Below are 21,586 nucleotides of genomic sequence, written 5' to 3'. Positions count from 1 at the left end.
ACTATATAGAAAAAGCAGGTTTACTGAACCGGGAGCCCGGACCTCCGGAAGGGTACCGGCCCTGGCGGGCTTTCACTCCGGAAGAAGTGAGGGGATTTTCCCGGCGCACCGGAGATACCAACCCCATCCATCTGGACAGCCGCCCGGTGGTCCAGGGACTGCTCCTGTGGCAGAGCCTGTTTGTCTGGCTGGGAGAACCGGAAACCATCCATATGTTGTTCAAATCCCCTGTCCACGGGGGAGAAATGATTTACTGCAGGGAGGAAAAAATCAATGAGCGAAACGAGAGAGAATTTGCATCCGTCTGTGGCCGTAACCGGCAGCCGGGAACAGATCCGGTTCATGACCGGCAACGCTGTCTGTGTCGCGCTGCTGGCGGTGTCGGCGTACATTTCTTTTCCGCTGCCTTTTACCCCGGCCATGGTGACGGCGCTGACCATTATGGTGAACCTGGTGGCCTTCATCATGAAGCCGAAACAGGCGGGAATCATCCTGGGGATCTACCTGTTGCTGGGAGCAGTGGGAGTGCCGGTGTTCGTAGGGGGGACCTCCGGGCTGGGCAAGCTGATCGGGCCCACCGGGGGCTTCAACCTGGGTTTCCTGGCGGCAGCTGTGGCCATGAGCGCCGTCCGGGGGAACAGCCGGTCCTTTAAGAAACTGGTAATCATCGGCATCTGTGTGGGCATGCCCATCATCTATGTGGGAGGCTGCATCAGCATGTATCTGGTGGCCAAAGTGGGCATCTGGAAGACCTTGGTGATGGCAGTATTCCCATTTCTAGTGGGGGACACCCTGAAAGTGGTCCTGGCTGCTTTCCTGGCCAACCGGCTCCAGCGCTATGGGTTCTGAGCGCCTGGTCCAGGAGGTATTCCTGGTGGGAGGCCTGCGTAGCCATCTGGGCCTCCAGAACGGAATCTTCAAAAACGTACCGCCGGAGAAACTGGGCGCTGCCCTTCTCCGGCAGCTTTGTATCCGGTACCCGGCAGCCCGGGAAGCTCAGCTGATCTTGGGCGGCAATGCAGTGGGCAGCGGAGGGAACCTGACCCGGCTCATGGCACTCATCGCCGGGTTCCCGGTGGAAACTCCGGCCATCACCCTGGACATGCAGTGTGCCTCAGCCCTGGAGGCCCTGTCTCTGGCTTGGGGAAAGATTGCCAGCGGCCAGTTGGATGTGGTCCTGTGCGGGGGTGTGGAATCTTCTTCTATGCAGCCTCGGCGGGTGTATCAGCCCTGGGACAGCCGGTACACTCCGGAAGGGACCATGACCGCCCAGTTTTCTCCCGACACCAACAGTCCTCGGGCCATGCTGGAAGGAGCAGAACGGACGGCTCAGGTCTATGGGGTTTCCCGGGAGGAATTGGACAGCTGGGCAGTGCGCAGCCACCGGAAGGCAGCCCAGGCGGCGGAAGAAGGCCGGCTGGCCTCCTGGGTGGTATCCTTATTCGGCAGTAGCCGGGATGAGAGCATCCGGCCCCGGATGAACGGAAAATTGGCTCGGCGGATGCCCACCCTGTTCAGCCAGGATGAGACGGAAGCTTTGCTGACACCGGAAGAACGGAACCTGGCCGGGGACTGTTCTCCTGCCTTAACGGCGGCCAACGCTTGTCTCACCCAGGATGGAGCGGCTTTCCTGGTACTGGCTTCCGGACGGCAGCTGGACGCTTGGCGCCGGAGGGGAAGATCAGTACGGCCCTTGGCCAGGATCCTCCACTGTACAGAATCAGGTGTAGATCCCCGGTTCAGTCCCCTGGGAGCTCTGGCCGTGGGAGAAAAGATCTTGGAAGAAAGCGGGCTGCCGGTGGAAGCCATCGATGACTTTGAATACAATGAAGCTTTTGCTGTGATTTCTGCTCTATTCGCCCGGCAGTATCCTACCTGCACCGACCGATATCTTCCTTTGGGGGGCGCCCTGGCTTACGGTCATCCCTACGGATGCAGCGGAGCAGTATTGGTGCTCCATGCCCTGGCAGCTCTGGAAGGGCAGGAGGGAGGAAAAGCCCTGTGCACCATTGCCGGTGCCGGAGGGACGGGGTCCGGAGTACTCTTGGAAATTTTATGACAGAAAGAAGTTTGCCGTGATGGATTATGCCGGGATATTGGAACAATGGAGCCGGATACAGCCTGAGAAAGCCTGCCTGATCGAAGAGGGACAGGTCATTTCCTATGGGGAAATGGAAAGGCGGGCGCATCAGTATGCAGAGAGTCTTCGCAGCCAGGGCATGTCCCGGCAGACGGTACTGATCATCCGACAGAAACCCGCAGATCAGCTGACAGCCTTTTTAGGGGCGGAACAGGCCGGCTGGGTGCCGGTGCTGGGCCATCCGGATCTGTCAGCAGAAGCGGCGGACCAGTTGGTCCGGGTGCGCCAAATCGGATGGATCGATGACGGACGGCTGCGGCAGGGATGGGAGGAAGCTCCGGTACCGGCTGCGGATCTGTGCATGGGAGTCCTGAGCAGCGGTTCCACCGGCCTCCCCAAGCTGATGTTCCGGACCTATGCCAGCTGGGGAGGTTTCTTTCCGGAACAGGACCGGAAATTCCAGGTAGAACGGGATACGGTGGGCTTCTGTGAAGGGAGCATGAGCTTTACCGGAAATCTGAACCTATGGGCCCAGCTGCTCCATGCCGGTGCCACCCTGGTACTGGCCTCTACCCTCCGGAGCACCCGGTGGAAAGCCCTGCTGGACCGGTATCCAGTGACCCTGCTGTACCTGGTACCGGTGAAATTGAAACTGCTGCTCCAAGTGCTGGACCGGGCCTATCCGGAGATGAAAACGGTGCTGGCGGGATCCCAGCTGCTGGATGGAGAAACAGCCGGAGCTCTGAAGGAATATTTCCCGGGCAGCCGGATCCTGCTGTATTACGGAGCCAGCGAATTGGACTATATTGCCTGGCTCACCTATGAAGAATTGCTGGCCCATCCCCAGAGTGTGGGGAAGCCCTGTCCTGGGGTGAAGGTGGAAATCCGGGAAGGGCTGATCTATATCGATACCCCTTACAGCGTGGCCGGTATGTCCAGGCCCTGTACCCTGGAAGACATGGGATATTTTGACGAGGGTGGGTACCTGATCTTCCTGGGACGCCAGGGACAGGTGGTCAACAAAGGGGGCCTGACCATCAGCTGCAGCCGGGTGGAACAGGCTCTGCTCCAGGTGCCCGGGGTCCGGGATGCCAGCGTGGTCCCGGTACAGGATTCCCAAAGAGGGGAAGAACTGGGGGCAGCCGTGGTGCTGGAACAGGGTATGACACTGGGGAAACTGCGCCGGGCCCTCCATCGGGAACTGCTCCCGGGAGAAATCCCCGGCCGCTGGATCAGGGTGGAACAGCTGCCTTTGAATGGAGTAGGGAAGGTGGATGGACGGAAAATCCGTACCTGGCTGGAACGGAGAGAAAGATCCAGCCGGAAAATAGACTGATAAATAGAACTGGGAACAGACAAGTGCAGCGATGAAAAAAGGATGCAGATATCTTTTGGAAGGTGTCAGCATCCTTTTTTTTGTGTGGAAAAAGCCAAAAGGAAAATACAGCAGGAAAAATCCGGCAAGGAAAAAACACAGCCGCCCCGCTGTAAAAATGTGAACTCTTTCACAAAATTTTTTCTTATGGAATTGTAAAAAATAATTGAAGTATGGACAGACTCCTGAAAAAAAGACCGGAAAAGACAGGACTTTTTTGAAAAATGGAATCAAATCCCTCCAAACAGTAAAAATATGTGATTATACTGAATGTAAACATGTTTACAAATATTTAGATTGTAATGATAGAAGCCATGTACTATAATACTGGCGACTTCAAAGGGAAAATGAAAAAATGGCCGGAAAGGAGCGGGAAGAAAAGGAATCAAGGGTTTTTGTTTGCTTTTTATTGCAATTACATAAAAGTATATAGTAGTATGGAGAAAGGAGCTTGTTGTGAATAAAATCTATAAGGTGATTTGGAGCCGCGCAAAGAACTGTTATGTGGTGGTGTCGGAACTGGCCGGGAGCCATGTGAAAAATAATTCTGGCAATCGGACGAAAGTGTTAGCTTCTGCTGTTTTAACGGTGAGTCTGCTGGCATCGTTTCCAGCAGATTCTTTAGCAGCGGACACCGCGACCGGCGCAGGAACTGGTGTAGCATATGGTACAGGGAGCAATGCGCCGAAAGCAGAGAATGTGGCCATCGGCAAAGGGGCAACGATCAGCTATCAGGGAGGTGTGGGCCAGCCGTCTACCGGTGACATCGCCATCGGCGGAGGGGCCCGTACCCTGAATTATATCGATCAGGGCGGCGGCATCGCCATCGGGATGAATGCCTTTGTGGAAAATATGGTAGGCGGTCTGGAGCGTTCTTTTGATTTCAATCAGGCTGGATACAACAGTATCTTTGGAATACCCTATGGGCTTCCGAAGGATCCTACGAAAATGGTCACTGGGCTGGCCATCGGGCAGAATACTTATGCCCGATCTGGTAGTGTAATGCTGGGGACCCATAATTATAAAGGGGCTTTGGGGGATATAACCGTCGATACGGCCAGTACCAAATCGTATAATATGAGCCTATTTTCGACTACCTTGGGAGCCAACAGTTTTTCAAACGGATTGTTCTCTTCTATTACAGGGGCGTATTCGATTGCTTCTTCTGATTACAATACGAATACGCTTGCTGCAGGAAAAAATTTCGGTGCTACCATAACCGGTGCCCTGAACAGTATTGAATCAGCTACGGCTTCTTCTTCCTATGCGGGTGTAGCCAACAGTATCGTAGGTACGGCCAACCGGGAATTCAATTCCAATGGCGCCTTGATTTTCGGGGCCGGCAATGAAATCACCAATTCTATTACTGATATTTCAGCACCGACAAGCAGTGGTGATTCTGCCCAGGCATTGCAGAAAACCTTGATGGCCAGTGTGAAAAAATCTGAAAGCGGCGGGGCCACACTGGCCATTGGGGGAGGCAATAAAGCCGACTATACCCAGAAAACCTCCATCATCGGGGTCAATAACACAGTGACCGGGACCAGCGGTTCTGTCAGCCGCTACAATATGGTGAACGGGTACAAGAATACGGCTTCCAATGTGCAGCATGTGTCCGTCATCGGATCCGGCAACACCGTCAAGGATACGGATACGGCCCTGCTGCTGGGGGACAACCGGACCCTTTCCGGAGCTACCAACAGCCTGGTGATCGGCTCCGCAGACAACGTGACCACCACGGATCAGCAGAATGTGGTGGTCCTGGGACACAATGCCAATGCCACAGTGGCCGGAGGTGTGGCCCTGGGCAGCGAGTCCCTGGCTGCGGTGGAAGCTGGATTTGCTGGGTATGATCCTTCCACCCGGCAGGCTTCCACAGATACCTCTTCCGCTTGGGTGGCAACGGGAGCGGCTGTGTCAGTGGGCAAGGGAACGGAACTGACCCGGCAGATCACCAGTGTAGCTGCAGGGACTCAGGATACGGACGCAGTGAACGTGGCCCAGCTGAAACAGGCTCTTCAGGCAGCGGAAGCCAATGATTCAGATATCCATGTCAAAGCCGGAGAATATGCGGTGGGTACGGTCCAAAACCAGGCCGGCAGCAATGTACAGGGAGTGGCTCTGGATTTGGTGGACAAAGCCGGCAATGCGGCTGGAAAAGTCATCATCACCGATGTGGCTAAAGCCAGTGATGTGGGCGATTTGAATTACGTGGCCGGCGGCACGGGGACCCAGGGCAAAGTGGTCACCAACGGAGATACGGTGACCGTAGCCATCGGGAAGCTGGATTCAGCCTTGAATCAAGCAACGGCAGAGGCCGGGAAACATTCCATTGTCTCTGCCGGAGACAACATTTCCGTCCAGAATACGGCCGGAGCCGGGGAAGCGGCCAACTATCAGGTTTCCCTGAAAAAGGACATCACGGTGGATTCGGTGACGGCCCAGACCGCTTCCGTAGGAGGCATCCAGCTGAATCAGGGAAACAGCGGGACCATCGGCGGACTCCAGAATACCACCTGGGATCCGGACCAAATCGTTTCCGGTCAGGCGGCGACGGAGGACCAGCTGAAAGCCGTGACGGCCAATGTGGTTTCTTACGATGACGCTTCCCACAGCTCCATTACCTTGAACCAGGGCGGCAGCAGTACCGTCATCAAAAATGTGGGAGACGGGTCCGTGGCAGAAGGTTCCAAGGAAGCCGTCAACGGAGGACAGCTGTATCGGACCAATCAGGCCGTGGAAAAGAATGCCGGGGATATCCGGAACCTGGGAAGCTCCGTGAATAAGCTGGGCAGCCGGCTGAATCGGGTAGGCGCAGGCGCAGCTGCCCTGGCGGCCCTCCACCCTCAGGATTTCGATCCCGATGATAAATGGGATTTTGCTGCCGGATATGGCAATTATAAGGACGCTCATGCAGCTGCCATCGGTGCCTTCTATCGGCCTTCCGAAGACACTTTGATCAGTGTAGGCGGCAGCTTTGGCGGAGGGGAAAACATGGTCAATGCCGGGGTCACCTTCAAACTGGGCCAGCACAACCATGTAACCCGATCCAAAGTGGCCATGGCCAAAGAAATCATCGATCTGCGGGCCACTGTGGAAATGTTGAAGAACCAGAATGCCCAGATCCTCCAGACCCTGAAACTCCAGGGGACACCGGCTGTTAAGCCGTTGGAGGGGAACTTCAGCGATGTGCCGGAAACCCACTGGGCGTACCAGTATGTGGAAGGCCTCCGGGAACGGGGCTATCTGCAAGGATACCCAGATGGAGAATTCAAAGGAGACCGGACCATGACCCGGTACGAATATGCGGCTATCATCTATCGGGCACTGCAGAACGGAGCTCCGGTGGATGCAGGCATGGCCAGATCCGTGGAAGAATTCAAGCCGGAACTGACCCAAGTCCAAGAAGCCGAACGGTTCCGGGTGGACCGGATTTCCGGGAAGGACAATGACCGGCACAAAGTGGAACGGGTCCGGGTCAACAGCAAAGAGAACAGAGAGAAAAAAGAATATCGGGATGTCTATGGATCCCGGATCCAGCGGGACGAAAAGTAAAACAGGAAGAGGCTGTTGCGCAGGCAGCAGCCCCTTCTTCTTTTATGGTATAATATACACAATATGCTGCATCTGACAAGACTTGGAGAGATGAGCGTTCCTTTCTTTACGTATCTTGTCAGGACGGCGGACAAGTAGAAAATACCCAAAGGAGGGGGTTGTTTTGTTTGGCTTCCTGCATATCGGAAAGGACAATCCTGACGTCCAGGAATACGCACATCTGATTGCCGATGCCACAGTGCAATGCAGATTGGATGATGGTCTGATCAGTCGTTTGAACCAGTATCAGAAAGCAAAAAAACTGAGCATCCAGCAGCTTCAGTGGGCCCAGGAGGCGGCACTGGACATGGTCTGGCAGCAGCTCTGTCAGGGGGATCTGATGGATGATTTCCATCGGAAAAGCTTCCTGACTTTTCTTCTGATCTGCAAAAGGCTGCACAAAGAGACGGTACAGAACTATATTTACGAAAGCCAGATCCAGAATATCCTTTACAATATCCGGCATAAGCAGCAGCTTCCGGTTTATGACAAATCCCTGATCCGTATGCTCTTCAAGGATGATGAAATCCTCCATTTCTGCGGACCTGCCAGCCTGGTCAAAAAAGTGAAGAAAGTGACAAGAGTCCGCTATGGCGGTCCTGTTTACAGCTTCCGGATCTGCCGAGGGGTGTATTATCGGGTGGGCTCTATGAAAGTGGGCAAAGAGACCCAAGAGTATTGGAACGCAGAAGATGACGGGAAATTCTGGATCACCAATCAGAGGATCGGCTTTTTGGGCTGCAGCAAACATTTTTCCTTCGATTTGTCAAAACTGGATGCCATAACCAGCGGAGAAGGCGGTATCCAGATCTTCAAGAGCGGCAGGGACAATCCCTATGTGGTGAGTCTGCCTTCCTACGATATTCCCTGTCAGGTGCTTTCCTGCCTGCTGAATCAAAGGGACCGTTGACGGGGCTATAAGAGAGACTTTGTTGGTGACAAAAAAGTGCCATCGTTTACGGTGGCACCCTTTTGCGCTATACTATACGTATAGAAGTTTACACAGGAAAGTAGGGATTCTCATGCAAAAATCCAAAATCTTGACATTGGCCATCCTGGCCTCTTTACTGTCCACTCCCTGTGCCTGGGCAGCCCATAAGAAAACGGCACCGGAGGCAGGAAAGCCAGCAGCTGTCCAGACGGAAAAAGCAGCTCCTGCCAAAACAGAAACGGCAGCAGCCGGGACGGAAACCCCAGCAGCTACCGGGGAAGCAGCTGCAGAACCTCTGCCGGCAGATGCCTATGAAGCTGCCAAGATCGTTACAGGAGAAAAGACGGCCCTGGCTGACAGCTATGCTTCCCTGAAAGCGGATGAAAGCGCTCTCCTGGTGAAGAATGGAGCGGATGTGTCCCTATCCCATGGAGCCATCACCAAGAGCGGAGCCACTACGGACGTACTGGGCAGCAAGTTCCATGGTCTCAATGCTGCCGTCCTGGCAGCGGATGGGGCTCTATCCATGGACGGCTGTACCATCCGTACGGAAGCGGACGGAGCCAATGCAGTGTTCGCCACCGGAGCTAAGGGCAGCGTAAAGCTCCATGATTCCAACATCCGGACCACCGGGGCTTCTTCCCGGGGCCTGGATGCCACGGAAGGCGGCAAGATCACTGCGGACAACATCAATATCGGAACTGCCGGCCTCCGGTCCGCAGCGCTGGCCACGGAACCTTCCGGAGCCAGTGTCACCGTAAGCAAGAGCACCATCAATACTTCTGGGGAAGGGTCTCCTCTGCTGTATTCCAAGGGAGCCATCAAGCTCAGCGAAGCCAAAGGCACGGCTGGGGCCAGTGAAATCGCCGTGGTGGAAGGGAATAATTCCATCCATCTGGAATATGTGGACCTGTCCGGCAACGGCACCCACGGGGTGATGCTCTACCAGAACAAGACCCGGGACAACGGCACCGACGGCAAGGCATTGGGCCGGTTCTCCGCCAAGGGTTCTGCCCTCCGCAGCCTGAAGGAAGGGCCCCTGTTCTATGTGACCAATACTGCAGCCCGGATCTATTCGGAAATGACCACCATGCAGTATCTGGGCGGCACCCTGATCCGGGTGGAAGCCAATCAGTTCGGAGATGAAGGGACCAATGGCGGGGATTTGACCTTCATGGCCAACAACCAAGGGCTCTACGGCAATGTGTCCGCGGATGCCAGCAGCACCATCTTGCTGGATCTCCAGAATGGAAGCCACTGGTCCGGCGCCATCAATACGGATAAGACGGCGAAAAAGGCAGATGTGAACCTGGATGCTTCTTCCAGCTGGTCCATTACGGCTGACTGTCATCTGGATGCCTTTACGGACGGGAATCCGGCTATGACCAACCTGAAAGGCAACGGCCATACCATCTATTACAACAGCAGCAATACGGCCAACACCTGGCTGGGAGGCAAGACTTACGAACTCCAGGGAGGCGGCTATCTGAAACCGGAGAAGTAAGAGTACAGAGTGTAGGGCGAAGAATGCAGAGTAGAAAGTGAAGAGGGTCAGATCATGAAAAACACGAAAAAAATCACGGCATCTTTGCTGGCCGCTTTGGCTTTGACAGCTCCCTGCTTTGCTGCGGGGGCGGCCCAGCCGGCCAGTGAAAAAACGGCCCAGACGGCCCCTTTGACCAAAGAGGACCGGGAACGAGCGGAACTGCGGACCAAGACCTATAAAGCCCTGCTGGACTTGTACCACAAGAAACCCAAATCCCGGAAGGCCATCCAGAACGCCTTTGGCTATGCGGTGTTCGTGGACACCAGCTACAGCGTGGGACTTTTGGGGGGCGGCCACGGCCGGGGCCGTGCCATCAACCAGCACAGCGGCCGGGAAGTGTTCATGAAGATGGGTGAGATGAAGGTGGGCCTGGGCCTGGGGGTCCGGCAGTCCAATATCATCTTTGTGTTCGGCAATGAAGACGCTTTCAATTCTTTCATCACCAAAGGCTGGACTTTTGGGGGCGAAGCGGTGGCTGCTGCCGGCGATGGGGTCAACGGGGACGCCCTGGAAGGATCCTTCCAGGTGGCTCCAGGTATGTGGATGTACCAGGTGACCACCAAGGGCCTGGCTGCAGACCTGACTGTCAAGGGAACCCGGTTCTATGTGGATAAGGATCTGAACGTGGATACGGTGGTCGACTGATGGAACCCAAAGAAGCAGCCGGAGTGCTGACTCTGCGGCCAGTGGCCTGGTACCGGGGTCTGCTGCCGGAGAAATTCGGTCTGCCCCGGCAGAGCGGCCTGGTGCCGGAGCTGAACGGACGGGTGGAAATGGCAGAAGGATTCCGGGAACGGGAAGCTTTCCGTGGCTTGGAAGGCTTTTCCCATGTATGGCTGATTTGGGGGTTCTCCCGGAATCACACCTGGTCTCCCACAGTGCGGCCGCCCCGGTTGGGGGGCAATACCCGGCTGGGAGTCTTCGCCACCCGGTCTCCCTTCCGTCCCAATCCTCTAGGTCTTTCTTTAGTGGAATTGGAAAAGATTGCTTGGGATGGGCCCCAGGGCCCGGAAATATGGGTGAAAGGGGCAGACCTGATGGACGGGACTCCCATTTACGACATCAAGCCCTACGTTCCCTATGCTGATGCCCGGCCGGAAGCCAGGAGCGGATTTGCCCAGGGAGCGGACGGCACGCTGGAGGTCCATTGTCCTCCGGATCTTTTGGCAAAACTGCCGGAAGACCAGCGGGGTGCTTTGTTGGGAATCCTGGCCCAGGATCCTCGGCCCCATTACCAGAAAGATCCTGACCGGGTCTATGGGATGGCCTTTGGACAGTGGAATGCGAAGTTCCGGATTACAGAAGGAATTGTATATGTAATCTCTTTAGAAAATGCTTAAAAATAAGCAAAAATAAGAGCTATTGTCTGCTTTTGGCAGATAATGGCTCTTTTTTTCTTATACCCTTGCAATTACATAGGAAAAGAGTATAATTTACTACCATAAAGTCAAGACATGTGCTGACTTATGTAAAGAAATGGTAAAGGGGTTGTTTGTATGAATCGGGTCTATAAAGTCATTTTCAACCGAAGCCGGCAGCTGGTCCAGGTGGTGCCGGAATATGCCCGGAACAAGGGGAAAACGGTGTCAGAATCCCGGAAAGGAGGAATCCGAGGCCTGGCCAAAGTCCTGCTCTCCTTACTGGCTGCTTTGATGATCGCATCCCCAGGGTATGCGGCGGATTCCACTGGGGGAAGTACGGACAGCGGGAATACCACTTATATTTCTGATACGAATACGGATGCCCAAAATATCCAAGCTCTGGACAAGCAGGTGGCTCAGAATGCCCAGGATATTGCTGCCAATAAAACGGCAGCGGATACCAACACCGCCGACATTGCCACAAACAAAACCGATATAGAAACCAACAAAACATCCATTGCTGCAAACAAGACAGCTATCGGCAAGAATACTGCGGATATTGCCACGAATGCAGCCAATATTTCTGATAATAAAACCGCCATTGCGGATAACAAGACGGCCATTGACAAAAACACCTCTGCTATTACTGCCAATACTTCCAATATTTCCACCAACACCCAAAACATTGCAGCCAACAAAACGAATATTACAGACAACACAACTGCCATCAATGCCAATAAAACCAGTATTGCCGCAAATACCTCAGACATCACCAGCCTGAAGGATCTTTCCAATATTACTGACGCCGGGAAGACTGTCCTCAAAGAACAGGCCAAACAGGCCGTGAAGGTGGCTGCAGGAAATCGGGTCACAGTAACGCCCACCGGATCGGAAATAGGGGATGGGACCATTACTTACACCGTTTCCGCCAATAATGATGGGACCATTTCCATCGGCGATACTAACCTGGTATCCGGGGCGACTCTGTATACGGAATTGCGCCCGGCTTCCACCGGTACTTATTACTACATCAGCAGCACCAATACTACTGCCCAAAATCTGATCAGCCTGGACGCTACCTTGAACAAGGCATTGGCGGCACTGGACATCGATATGACGGACAGTTCTGCCTATACCTCCAAGCTGAGCAAATATTTCAAGGTGAATCCGGAAGTGACCACTGCTTCTGACGGCACCAAAACCTACGCTGCTGATGCCGCTGCCAACGGCACCAACTCCGTAGCCGTCGGGCCCAGCGCCCAGGCCGGGGAAAAGTCAATCGACACCAGTACCGGAACTTCTACAACCACAATTACCGGAGGCACCAGCAGTGCCGCCATCGGCGACAGTGCCAAGGCCAATGGGAATCAGTCGGTGGCCCTGGGGTTTAATTCCCAGGTGCTGAACACTACGGATCAGGATGGCAAGACTACAGCAGCCATTGCTGGCAGTACGGCCATCGGCAGCGGAGCCATAGTCAATGGTGCCAGCAACGCTACGGCTGTTGGCACAGGTGCCCAGGTCAATGAAACGGCTACAGGGGGCATCGCCTTCGGTAAAGGGGCTGTAACCGGGGAAGATAAGGGAACAGTTACCGTCGGTGATGCAACGGCAAATGTGGCCGCTGTGGGCGGTGAAAACAGTGTGGCTTTAGGAACGTCTGCCAAGGCCAGCGGCAATTCGGCCCTGTCCCTGGGCAATGGGGCCCAGGTCAACAACTACACCACCCAGTCCGGTACCACTGTGACCAAAACGGTGAATTCCGGCAGTACAGCTATCGGCAGCGGCGCTATAGTTACTGGTGCTAATGATGCTGTTGCTTTTGGGAGCGGTGCAAAAGTCGAAGGTACGGGAAACAATGCTGACGATTCCCTGGCCATCGGCAAGAGTGCTTCTGTAGCGACTGCCAAGGACGCTATTGCTTTGGGCACCAGTGCAGCTGTTGCCAGCGGCGCCACCAATGCTGTTGCCATCGGCAATACGGCCAAAGCCAATACATCCAATACCACCGCCATCGGCTACAACGCCAGTGCTACCGGTGCAGGGGCGATAGCCATCGGTGAAAATACATCCACTTCCACGGAAGGGGGCATCAGCATCGGCAGCGGTACCAGTGTATCAGGCAAGTCCATTGTTATCGGCTATGCTACCGATGCCAATGGAAATACGGTGAAAACAGAGTCCCAGAATACCGATGCGGTAGCCATCGGCAACGGGGCTCAGGCCAATGCCAATGATTCCATTTCCATCGGTCATCAGGCAGGAAAAGATACGACTGAAGGCCGTACCAGCGGTTATGGTTCTCTTATCGCCATCGGCACCAATGCGGGGGGCAATGTCAAAGGCATGCAGAACGTGGCCCTGGGCAGCGGTGCTGGCAGCAATGTCAAGAGCAGCTATAACGTGGCCATCGGGTCCAATGCAGGGTCCGGCATTAACTATGCGGCTGCTGCCGATTCCAATCCTCAGGATGGTTATAACATTTCCATCGGTTACGAGGCCAATTACCAGAGTGCTGATGCAAATGCAAAAAATATTAAGGAATCCATTGCCATTGGGCACAGTGCCAATGCGGTGTCTGAGGCGACAGCTTTAGGCACGGGAGCAACGGCGTCGGGAGATAAATCCATGGCCCTGGGGTACAATGCCACAGCAGCTGATACGGACAGTATCGCCTTGGGAGATAAAGCCAGTGCAGGAGGCGGCAATATTGCCATCGGCAGCGGTTCCCAGGCTCCGGCTGTTGCATCCTATGATAAAGGGTATCTGACCGGCAGCACTTCTGTTAACGGCTATATTTCCGTAGGCGGCACTACCAGTGCCACGGGCACTACAGTCCTGCGCCGGATTTCCAATGTGGCCGACGGGGCAGCCGATCAGGATGCAGTTACAGTAGCCCAGTTGAAAGCTGCTTATACTGATCTGGAAGGTACCATCAAGACTACGGATACGAAAATCAGCGATACCTATACCCAGTCGGCTATCGATTCCAAGATTTCTACGGTGGAAAGCAAAATCACCGCTTCTCAGACCAAATATTTTTCCATCAATTCGTCCAGCGATACCCTGACGGCCAATGTGAACAACGATGGGGCAAGCACTACTGGCGCTGCCGACGCCATGGCTATCGGTCCCAATGCCACTGCCACCAGTGCCAAAGCCGTAGCCATCGGCAACAACGTCTCTGCCAGCGGCAAGGGCAGCATTGCTCTCGGTACAGCAGACAATCCGGCAACGAGCACGACGGTCACAGAAGGCGGCAATACCAGTGCCAATCCCCATGTGACTTCTGCCGAAGGAGCCAACAGTGTGGCCATCGGAACCTCTGCCATTGCCCAGACGGACAATTCTGTGGCCTTGGGTACCCGTGCCTCTGTTTATACTTCCAACGTGACAGATCCTGCAACCAACACCACAGTGAAAGTGGGTCAGCAGTCCATCGCCATCGGTTACGAATCAGAAACCCGGAATAGCGCCGCCACCTCCATCGGCAGCGGCGCCAAGGCGTACAGCAGTGGTTCTACTGCCATTGGCCACAGTGCCTATGCCCAGGGAGCTGATTCCGTGGTCATCGGCACGTCCAGCACGGCCAACGGAGCATCTTCCGGCATCGTGGGGAAGAGCAATACCATTAATGGCAGCAATACTTATGCTGTTGGCAGTGAAAACAATGTCAATGGCAGCTGGGGTGCCGTTACCTACAGTGGGCTTTATGGCAGCAAGAATACGGTGAATCCTGTAGCCGATACGTCCGGCAATACGAAACACGGTATGGACAGCCTCTCTATCACCGGCAACAGCAACACCATCAATCAGGGGTCTTATTCCGATACAGTACAGAATATCTCTATTCTGGGAAACAGCAACAGTGTCACCGGTGCCAGCAGTGATGAAGCCAATGCAGGGACCACGGCCAACATCACTGTGATTGGTGGCAGCAATGCGGTAACCGGCCGTGATGGGGCAGGTTCTGATGATATGGGCAAGACCTGGAACCAGCTGACACGGACGACGGTCATCGGCTATAAAAATACAGTCAATCAGGCAGCGGCCACCACTTCCCTGGCGGATACCCAGATCCTGGGCAATGATGTGACCGCAACCTTGGGCAATTCCGTTTATCTGGGTACCGGCGCTGCAGCGAAGAATGCCAATGTGGCCGATGCCACTACATTAACGGATGCAGAACAGGCAGCCGTGGATGCGTTGGACACCACAGGCATGACGGATACGGAAAAAGCAGCGGCCCAGGCCAAGGCCAAAGCGGCGGCACGGTATGCCACCAATCTGGCAGCCATGAAAAAAAGCGGTACCACGGCCGGCCTGCAGTCTCTCAGCACGGATACTGCCTATGATGATGGGGCCAGCTATAGCTATGCCGGCAGCAGTCCTGCCGGCGTTGTCACGGTAGGTACTGTTGGTTCCGAACGCCGGATCCAGAACGTGGCCGCCGGTTTGGTGAGTGCTTCCAGCACTGATGCAGTGAATGGCTCCCAGCTCTATGCCCTCACTCGGCAGCTCCGGTTCGGCGGGGATAATTCCATTATTGGTGACACGACTGACGGGGACACTGAGGTGGTGAAACGGGGATCCGGCGAGGCCTTGAGCATCATCGGCGGGGCCGGGGTTACTACGGCAACCGTTGACGGCAAAACTACGGTCACTGTGGATTCCACCAAACTTACGGACAACAACATCGGAGTTATTGCCGACAGCACCAACAACAGCCTTTCCGTAAAACTGGCCAGTGACCTGAAAAAACTGAACTCCGCTTCCCTGGGTTCCGGCAGCGGGGACCGCTATAAGGAAACCATCAAGCTGGATGGGACCAATGGAAAGGTAACGGTAGCTGATTCCAGCGGTACCGTAAAGACTACCTTGGATACCACAGGCCTCACGATTTCCAACGGTCCGAAATTCACCAGCAGCGGTATCGATGCAGCCAATCAGCAAATCCATAATGTGACGGCAGGTACGGCTGATGCAGATGCGGTTAATGTTAAGCAGTTGCAATCTGCCCGTACTCTTCTGACCAAGGGCACCAATACGACTCTGGCCGATACAGAAGCCGATGGACACCATACCTATACGGTGAATGTGGACAATCTGGCAGTGAAGGCCAATGGGACTGGAACTACCACAGTAGAACTGGCCAAAGGCATCAACTTCCAGAATGGCACCAATACGACAGCAGCCGTCGGCGCAGATGGCACGGTGACCATCAGTGCCACCCACAACAGACTCAGTACGGTATCTGCAGCTCCTACAGGGACGAAAGATGACGTGACCTTGACCCTGACCGATGCGGACGGGAATACGGTTACGTCCACCGGCCTCAAGAATACCTATACCACTGTCACCAAGGACGGTACGGCCCATACTGTCACCTTTGCCCGGAATGATGGGACAACCGAAACTTTGTCTCTGGGCGACCTGGACGGTGCTTCTAAGGGTGAACTGGCTACTGCTGCCGCGAAAGCAACCTCTGAGGTGACCAACGGCACAAACGTGACGTCTGTTACGAAGACAGCGGGCAATAACGGCCAGAATATCTATACCGTCAATGTGGATGACCTGGCTGTTAAGACGACTTCCGGTGAGAAGAAGTCCGTCCATCTGGCAGATGGCCTTGTCTTTGCTGATGGTACCAACACGACGGCAACAGTAGGCGACAATGGCACCATTAAATATAATGTATCCGATGCTGCTATCAGGAAACAGGCAGTACAGGCTGTCAATGTAACGGGTGGCAGCAATGTAACGGTTACGCCGGAAACGAATATGGATGGTACCCTCAAGACCTTTACTATCAGTGCCACTCACAATGCTCTGAAATCAGCAAAGTTGACGAAAGGCACCAATGATGTGTCCACCCTGACCATTACTGGCAATGACGGTGATAGTGCGTCTGTGGATATCAAGAACACCTATCTGACAGTGAGCAAGGACTTGGCGGCCAAGACAGTCACCTTCACCAGCAACGACGGTACCACTCCGGCAACGACGTTGAGTCTCAGTGACTTCGGGGCGGCCAGCACCACAGATATGACTGCGGCTGTTGCCAAAGCCACTACGGAAGTAAGAGCCGGGGCCAATGCATCCCTGGGAACAGTGGAAACGGATACGACCGACCAGCACAAGATTTATACAGTAAATGTGGACAATCTGGGGGTATCACAGAATGGTACTAAAGTAGGCACTGGCGTTTCCCTGAAGAATGGTCTGAATTTCACCAACGGGACCAATACCACAGCCAGTGTGGCAGAAAACGGGACCGTTTCTTACAGTGTTTCCAACGATGCCATCAAGGCCCAGGCTAAAAATGCAGTAGTGGTGGCAGCTGGTGACAACGTTTCCATTGATGCGCCTACCGATGTAAACAATGTGAAGACTTACACGGTCAAGGTCAATGATCTGAAACTCCAGGCCAATGGGGAAGATAAGGGCACCCGGAAACTGGCTGAGGGCATCAATTTTGCCAATGGTAAAAATATCACGGCTGCGGTTGAAAATGGGAAAGTCGTTTACAGTTTAAATGAAGCCCTGACGGATTTAACCAGTGTGACAGCGAAAGATACCGCAGGCAATCAGACACTGGTTTCTGGAAGCGGTTTAACCATTACTCCGGCTGCGGCAGGGGCACAGCCCATCTCTCTGACTACCAACGGTCTCAGCATGGGTAATCAGCAGATTACCAATGTAGCCAGCGGTGGCGATACAGACACCAATGCGGCCAATATCAGCGATGTCAAACGTCTGGTACAGGCGTCTGCTTCCGGTACTACTGAAACCGGCTTCAACGTCAAAGGCGATGATGCAGATGCTAAAAAAGTGAAATTGGGCAAGCAGCTCAATGTGGTAGGTGGTACAACTGATTCTACCAAGCTGTCGGACAACAATATTGGCGTAGTGACTGCGGCGGATGCGGATGGCAATGCTACTTTGACAGTGAAACTGAACAAGGCGATTGCTCTTGATTCCGTCACCGCTGGCAACAGCACGTTGGATACCAATGGCCTGACCATTACTGGCGGTCCGAAGTTCACCAAGAGTGGCATTGATGCAGGCAGTCAGAAGATTACCGGCGTAGCAAATGGTGAAAATTCTACCGACGCCGTCAACAAGGGCCAGTTGGATGCTCTCCAGACCCAGGTCAGCGGCGGGTGGAACCTTTCCGGGAACAATGCAGAAGGGACTGCCGTGACGGCGCAGATCGGTGCTGGCAAAGCTGTGACTTATGATAACGGCAACTATACCAAGTCTGTGGTTGCCAAAGATGACACTACCGGAAATGCCACGGTGAAAGTGGATGTGACTACTGGCACCTTTGGCTCCGGTACCGGCGATAAGGCCGGAACGGTTACTTCCACGGCCAATGGCCTGGCAACGACCCAGGATGTGGCCAATGCCATCAACAGTGCTTCCATCAGCGTAGTGGCCGACAATACACCGGAAAACAGAACGGCAGTCAAGGCTGGGGACGCCATCCATTTTGCCAAGGATGGCAACCTGACTTTGGTGCAGAATGGTACTACCTTTACCTATGGACTGAATCCAGAAATCAGTATTTCCAAAGTCACTACGTCCGATGCGACGAAAGGCTCCACGGTCCAGACGGCAGAAGGCGTTACGACTACTGACGCAGCAGGCAACACCTATATCCAGAATGGGCAGGGCATTACCCTGACGCCCAAGACTCCAGAAGCCGGCAAGACAGCTGTTATCTTGTCTAATAAGGGACTGAACAATGGTGGTAACGTCATCAGTGGTGTTGGTGCTGGGTCGGCAGATACCGATGCTGTCAATGTGGCACAGCTGAAAGAAGTGAATGACAAGGTAGGCAGCGGTTGGCAGATTGCCGGTAATGACGGACAGAAGGTGGCGGATATCGGCGCCGGCAAGAAGGTATCCTTCAAGACGGACAGCCAGTATCTGACCGCCAAGACGGAAGCGGCCGGAACTGATGCAGCAAATGTGTCCTATGGACTGAAAACCAAGGCACTGACGGCTGCGGACGGCAAAGTATCTGCCGTTGATACTGCAGAGGATGGCTTGGCTACTGCCAAGAATGTGGCAGAAACCATTAACCAGACTTACTGGACGGCTGCTTCCGGGAAATCCGGCAGCGGCAGCCAGACGGATGAGACGGCCAATGATGCGGATAAACGGATTTCTGCAGGAGATACGGTAACCTTCAATGCCGGGAACAACCTGTCCCTTGTCCAGAACGGTGCTTCTTTTACCTATGGGCTCCAGGCGGATCTGACTGGTATGAACACCGTTACCTTTACTCCGCGAACGGATGATGAAGGACATACCATCAGCCTGGTCATCGGCAAACAGAAAGACGGGGTAGGCACCGATGAAGGGTATTACATCACCGGTTTGGACAACACTACCTGGAACCAGTCCAACTATGTGAAGGACAGGGCGGCTACGGAAGCCCAGCTGGCTTCCGCCATCCAACAGGTGACCCTGGCTTCCCAGTCCGGCGGCTTCAAGTTGTCTGACGATCAAAATAAAGAAGTTTCCCAGGTACTGGGCCAAGCCATCGGCGTTGTAGGGGATGGAAATATCACGACTGTTGCGGAAACGACGACTGCGGATACCAATGGGCATATCAAAGTCAGACTGAACAAGGATATCGACCTGGGCGCAGATGGATCTCTCCAGGCAGGCGGCGTGACTCTGAAAAACAACAGCGTTACTGTAGGAACCAATGGGGTTATGATCAGCAGCAGCGGTACAGAGCGCACGGTAAGCAATCTGAGCAATACCCAATGGGATACGACCAAAGCCAACCAGGAAGCTTCGGCCGGAGGCTACATCGGTTCCACCAAAGCTGCTACGGAAAGCCAGCTCCAGCAGGCCATTTCCCAGGTGACCACTACGGCCCAGAACAATGAACAGCACATCCAGACCGGGGAATATACCATTGGGAAAAATCCGGATGGGACGGATCGGACAGATACTCACAGTGTTTCCATGGATGTAGTCGATGGCCAGGGAAGGAAACAGGGGTCTGTGGTGATCAAAGACGTGGCCAAAGCCAGTGAAGTAGGGGACGTGAGCCAGCTCCATGATACCCTGAAAAATTCCGACGGGACCATGAATGTCACCGGTGCCATCAACAACCTGGATGACCGGGTGACCGGGCTGGATACCCGGATGGATCAGATTTATACCACGGCCGGCCAGCACTCCTCTGTCAGCGCCGAGGACAATATCCAGGTAGACAGCCAGAGCAAGAACGGTACCGGAGGCACAGATTATAAACTGAGCCTGAACAAAGAAAAAATCGACCTGAAGAATGTGACCATTGAAGGCAATGCCGGAGCTGTGAGCGCTAAGACCGTCACGGCGGAAAAATACAACGTGGGAGATAAGACCTACATTTCCAGCGATGGAATCAATGCCAACAGCCAGAAGATCACCAATATCCAGGCTGGTACGGATGACACAGATGCGGCCAATGTGGGTCAGGTCCGGGCGGCGGATGAGCAGCTGGCTGAGGGCATTGAACAGAATACCCGGAACATCGGCCAGCTGAGCCGGGATGTGGACAAGCTGGATTCCCGGATCGATCGGGTGGGAGCTGGAGCGGCGGCGCTAGCAGCCCTCCATCCGGGAGCCTATGACCCCAACGATAAGGTGGACTTTTCTGCCGGCCTGGGCAGCTACCGGGGAGCCGGGGCAGCTGCTGTGGGCATGTATTACCATCCGGATGACCGGACCATCCTGTCCATGGGAATCGCCATGGGCGGCGGCGAAAACATGGTGAACGCTGGAATCACCTGGAAAATGGGCCGGCGGACTTCAGCTGTTTCCCAGCCGGTACCGGTGAAGGCGGCTCCGACAGCAACGACTTTGGTGCCTGTGACAGTTCCGGCGGAAGCTGTCCATCCTGAGGAACCCGCACCGATGGTGAAACCGGCGGTGGTACGGACTTCCGTACGGCCTGTGGAAACGGTGGCTGCAGTACCGGCGACACCTGCAGCAGAGGTTCCGGTCCGATTGGTACGGACGGTACCTGCCCTGCGGCCTGCGGCAGCATCTGTGAAATCGGCAGACACCAACAGCCAACTGATGGAACTCTTGGCCCGGCAGACTGCCATCTTGGAAAAGCTGACAGAACAGAAGGCAACCCCGGCTGAGGCTCCGAAAGTGAGCGGGGACGACCTGTTCACCGATGTACCGGAAAACCACTGGGCCTATGCCTATGCCTTGAAGCTGGAACAGGCTGGGGCACTGAAAGGCCTTGCGGGGCTCCAGGTGGCAGGGAATCCTCTCCTGACCCGGAAAGATTTCGCCAAGATCCTTTACACCGCTTTGAAGAACGGAGCCACCACTAACCCCATCCTGAACCAGGACGGCAGCCTGAACCGGATGGCCAGCGAGTTCCGGGCAGAACTGAAGGAAGTAAAGGGGTAAGGGCCGGATAGAAAAGTCAGAAGTCGGGAGTCTGGAGTCGGAAGCCAAAGGATAAATTTGCAGGCAAATTTTTGAAGGTGTAAATCGGATCTGTAGGGGCTCCACGCCGGGGAGCCCGCCGATTTGCCGGTAGTTTGTGCAGTTTGCGGGGCACCGGGCCTGCGCCCCCTACGGTTCTACACAATCAAAAGAATCCGACTGGCCAGGCGGATTCTATCCTGAGGCTCCAGACTTCCGACTTCCGACCAGATGCGGTTGTTTATGCAAC

Annotated in this window: 9 protein-coding genes; all 9 read left to right on the top strand. The window is 54.7% G+C overall.

Annotated elements, in window-relative coordinates; genetic code table 11:
- Positions 1-273: 273 nt before the first annotated feature.
- The 9 genes from BQ2657_RS00850 (at position 274) to BQ2657_RS00810 (ending at position 21,318) form a co-directional block, all read left to right on the top strand.
- Complete coding sequence (locus tag BQ2657_RS00850) at positions 274-849, top strand: biotin transporter BioY (RefSeq protein WP_075578943.1); 576 nt, start codon at positions 274-276, stop codon at positions 847-849.
- Positions 839-2,059, top strand: coding sequence for a thiolase family protein (locus BQ2657_RS00845; RefSeq protein ID WP_075578942.1), 1,221 nt, complete (start codon positions 839-841; stop codon positions 2,057-2,059). The genes BQ2657_RS00850 and BQ2657_RS00845 overlap by 11 nt, the downstream gene beginning before the upstream one ends.
- Before the next feature lie 19 nt (positions 2,060-2,078).
- Positions 2,079-3,416 (top strand): AMP-binding protein, encoded by a 1,338-nt coding sequence (locus tag BQ2657_RS00840; protein WP_143224891.1) that lies wholly within the window; start codon positions 2,079-2,081, stop codon positions 3,414-3,416.
- A gap of 495 nt (positions 3,417-3,911) precedes the next feature.
- On the top strand, positions 3,912-7,010 hold the full coding sequence (locus BQ2657_RS00835) for an ESPR-type extended signal peptide-containing protein (RefSeq protein WP_075578941.1): 3,099 nt from the start codon (positions 3,912-3,914) through the stop codon (positions 7,008-7,010).
- 163 nt (positions 7,011-7,173) lie between these two features.
- Positions 7,174-7,959, top strand: a complete 786-nt coding sequence (locus BQ2657_RS00830; RefSeq protein ID WP_075578940.1) for a hypothetical protein — start codon at positions 7,174-7,176, stop codon at positions 7,957-7,959.
- Between the two features lie 112 nt (positions 7,960-8,071).
- The gene (locus tag BQ2657_RS00825) at positions 8,072-9,484 is read left to right on the top strand and encodes a hypothetical protein (RefSeq protein ID WP_075578939.1); all 1,413 of its coding nucleotides are present in this window, start codon (positions 8,072-8,074) and stop codon (positions 9,482-9,484) included.
- 54 nt (positions 9,485-9,538) lie between these two features.
- Entirely contained in the window at positions 9,539-10,171 is a 633-nt protein-coding gene (locus BQ2657_RS00820) for a YSC84-related protein (RefSeq protein WP_075578938.1), read from the top strand.
- Positions 10,171-10,866 (top strand): tRNA (N6-threonylcarbamoyladenosine(37)-N6)-methyltransferase TrmO, encoded by a 696-nt coding sequence (gene tsaA, locus BQ2657_RS00815; RefSeq protein ID WP_075578937.1) that lies wholly within the window; start codon positions 10,171-10,173, stop codon positions 10,864-10,866. The genes BQ2657_RS00820 and tsaA overlap by 1 nt, the downstream gene beginning before the upstream one ends.
- A gap of 156 nt (positions 10,867-11,022) precedes the next feature.
- The gene (locus BQ2657_RS00810) at positions 11,023-21,318 is read left to right on the top strand and encodes an ESPR-type extended signal peptide-containing protein (protein ID WP_075578936.1); all 10,296 of its coding nucleotides are present in this window, start codon (positions 11,023-11,025) and stop codon (positions 21,316-21,318) included.
- The last annotated feature ends 268 nt before the right edge of the window (positions 21,319-21,586 follow it).

The sequence above is a fragment of the Acidaminococcus massiliensis genome, from assembly GCF_900095825.1.
Taxonomy (GTDB): Bacteria; Bacillota; Negativicutes; order Acidaminococcales; family Acidaminococcaceae; genus Acidaminococcus; species Acidaminococcus massiliensis.
This window is presented reverse-complemented; position numbering and strand designations above follow the sequence as displayed.